The following is a 3,223-nucleotide window of genomic DNA, read 5'->3' as shown; positions in this document are numbered from 1 at the left end:
TTTAGCTCATTAGTTTCCGGAATCATGTAGTATTTGTCGTTATATTTAAATACATACGGGTATGAGAGATGACACTTTGGCTCATTTAGAATCATCTGGTCGTAAGCCCAGGTTATGCCGCCATCTGTGCTTTTAGCAAGCGCTAAGTCTCCTCGATTACTCTGGTAACTTCCGTTAGGTGCCTTCCCCCCTGGGGACATTCTCGTCAGCACCTCCATAAAAAGGTGCAACTCACTTCCCTTGGGGTATAAGAATGGATCTGCTACGAAGCCAGCCGAGACATCTTTCACGCTGCTCGCCGTTAGGATGGGTTTTTCAGTCAATGGCACGAGAGTTTCAAACGGAGTGCTCTTATTGTAAGCGCTCCAGTCAGGACTGGTTGTCGGATTATTAACTATAGCTTCAGGATAAGAAGGGGAGCTCTTGTAGAGTTGACTAACCTCAACCTCAGCAAGCGGCCTGTTATACACGCGCACTTCGCCAATTAGGCCCTTAAAGTTATAATTACTACTGCCGTTCCCGTGTTTGCCGATAAAGGTTTTTTGTCCCAATACTTTGGTGTACCGTATGGGAGAGCTATGGGTACTTGAGCCAACGCGTATTCCATCGACGTATAGCCTTTGGTCGCCCGCCTTAACGGTGTAAACGAAGTGATGCCAGCCCTTACCCTGGTAGTTGAGCTTTTCGTTGTTGAGGCCATATGCAGCGGTATTTCGCCAGTTAGTTCCGTCGTGATAAAAGGCAGTCAGTCCGCCGCTTATTGCGCCGTCAAGGCGAATCGCCGCGTAATCGCCTATAGAAATGACATCTGCGCCGTTAATTCCCCTCGCCTGTAAGTTAGCCCAGACGGATAGAGTGACATTTGCGGGTTTATCGAAGAGAGTGTTAATCTCAGCATATTGATTATTTTCATTATTGACGTTTAGTGCTAGCGCAGCACCACTGCCCTCCTGTATCCACTTATTATTAGTAGCGGTATCGCTGTTATGTTTTAAAACAGTTCTTAGGCTGCTTACCGCAGGGCCATTAACGGCTGTGGCATTGTTCCCCTTGCCTGTCTTGTCGGGAACTGTGCCTGTTTGCGTAAAATTCCACTGACCAACTAGTCCCGAAGTGGTTCTGTATAGCTCAAGAACGTCATTTGGGCTAAGTGGGCGGTCATAAATGCGAATATCTCCAACTGCGCCAGTAAAGTCGCGAGTGCTAAAGGCATTGCTATAGGTAGCAGTGCTACCGTCGCCAACTGTTATTTTGCTTGAAAGGTTCCCATATCTCCCAATCACAGTAAGTGGAGTGCCAGCATAACTGATAGAGGCATGCGTATCGCCGGAGTTGGAACCGATTACCTCTCCATCCACATATAGAGCGTGCGTTTTGTTGGCGGTGTCAACCACGTAGACAAAGTGATGCCAGCCAGTTCCACTGTAGTATCTTTGAGAACTTGCTGTCCACGTATTTATCCAGGCGCCTCCATTATGAAAGAAACCATAAGTCCCCTTATCTATGTCATCGAGCCTAATGCCCACCCGATCGCTTAGAGAAATCAATTCGGAAGCATGAGTATCGCGGTTGCTGAGGTTAGCCCAAAGGGAGATAGTAATATTTTGTGGATCGCCAAAAAAAGTTGGTATTTCGATGTGATCTTGTTTGCGAATTTGACCATCATAGCTATCCAATAATAAAGCTTTTCCATTTATTCCACTTCCCCATGTAGCGCCCTTAATAGTTCCCGTAACTGAGCCAACCCTGGGGTTTATCGTATTCCCGAACCCTTCAGACAAAGGATAATGGGCGATGAGATTATCCTGAATATCCGCCGCAGCATTTGAAGTTGCGATTGCTATAGAAGCAACGGCAAAAACTGTAGTTGTGAAAAAACCTTGTAGCTTATTCATTTGTCCTCCGTAAGCGATAACCTAAACCGTTTCTAACACAAAAAAATTGGCGTGCTGCCCTTAACTCAGGACTGGCGTAAAACTTTTCTTTTGCGTAACTTAATCTTTACCAAACTTAACCGACATGCCTCACGTCCTTTAGGAAAATGCAAAAACCGCGCCAGCTACTAAGGAACCCAATTTGGCAAAATGTTACGGATTAATTAGTAAGAGGGAAAAACAGCTAAGATCCGAAAAGACCAAAAACGACTAGGAATGAGCATCTGGAGGATGTTTTATGATTTATGATTCACTCGCACTTCATCTTAGAAAGCTTTCATGTCTTGCTTTCTTACTGCTGTGTGCCTGCTGGCCGGCCTCAAGACATCAAGAGAGCCTACATTCTACAGCCGAGCGCAGTTTTACACTTGGAGTCGTGCAGAAGCAGATATATCGGGGCATGTCGCAGTCTGAAGTTGCCGAGGCGCTTGGGTCTCCAAATATTGTTACTAGAGACCAAAACGGAAACGAGAGTTGGGTTTACGATAAGATTGCCACCGAAGCTTCTTATTCGAGCGATCGCGGTGGAGTTGGCGGTGCGGGGGGTGTAGGAGGCGTGCCAGGAACGGTATTAATACTTGGCATTTTCACTGGCAACTACGATAGGGCAGCCGGGGCCGCGGCCTCCACGCAACGCACTCTAACTGTTGTGATAAAGTTTGATCACAATGGGAGAGTGGGCGACTTTAGCTATCACTCGTCGAAGTTTTAAATAGTCTTGCATTGATATTCTTGTGGAGGTCTCGATGAAGCGCGTTAAATTATCGCTCCTTTTGTGTTTTCTTGTCCTTGGTACAGTTTCGGCCTGCACTCCTTTGCACCCGAAACCCGAGCGAACTCAACTTGAAATTCGACAAATGCAGACTCGCGAATACGAGTCGGTTCAAGGCGGTCTTAGGCAGGTCATGAAGGCCCTAATAAACACTCTGCAAGATGCTGGATTTATTATTCAAAGTGCCGATAAGGAACTAGGGTTTATCACTGCCCAAAAGGAAACTGACATAGAGGATAAGTGGAATTCGTTTTTTGCGCACCTCGGAGCTACTCAAGGTCAGCCAGCACGTTATACTAAAAACTCGATTCTCGAGTGTTCGGTAAATGTTACTGAATTTGGCTCCAACATAAGAGTTAGGGCAAATTTTCAGAACAAAGTGCAAGACAATTTTGGCGCTACTGTATTAGTCCAACAGCTCGACAACCCACTTTTTTACCAAGAGTTCTTTTCAAAAGTAGATAAAGGCATTTTTATAGAGCGGCAAGGCTTGTAGATCGCCGCTGTGTCGGAAGAC

3 protein-coding genes are annotated in these 3,223 nt (G+C 46.0%); 2 read left to right on the top strand and 1 reads right to left on the bottom strand.

Annotation, left to right across the window (positions count from 1 at the left end; all coding sequences use genetic code 11):
- On the bottom strand, positions 1 to 1,895 hold a 1,895-nt coding region (locus tag IT291_09410; GenBank protein ID MCC6221442.1), incomplete at its 3' end, for a LamG domain-containing protein.
- Between the two features lie 337 nt (positions 1,896 to 2,232).
- Between IT291_09410 and IT291_09405 the strand changes: the two genes are divergently transcribed.
- Complete coding sequence (locus IT291_09405; protein ID MCC6221441.1) at positions 2,233 to 2,646, top strand: hypothetical protein; 414 nt, start codon at positions 2,233 to 2,235, stop codon at positions 2,644 to 2,646.
- Between the two features lie 34 nt (positions 2,647 to 2,680).
- The gene (locus IT291_09400; GenBank protein ID MCC6221440.1) at positions 2,681 to 3,202 is read left to right on the top strand and encodes a hypothetical protein; all 522 of its coding nucleotides are present in this window, start codon (positions 2,681 to 2,683) and stop codon (positions 3,200 to 3,202) included.
- Positions 3,203 to 3,223 lie beyond the last annotated feature (21 nt).

It is taken from the genome of Deltaproteobacteria bacterium (assembly GCA_020845775.1).
Lineage (GTDB): Bacteria > Bdellovibrionota_C > UBA2361 > SZUA-149 > JADLFC01 > JADLFC01.
This window is presented reverse-complemented; position numbering and strand designations above follow the sequence as displayed.

Excerpts from the sequence above, each read along its gene's own strand:
- IT291_09400 (MCC6221440.1), top strand. The coding sequence starts at position 2,681 with ATGAAGCGCGTTAAATTATCGCTCCTTTTGTGTTTTCTTGTCCTTGGT.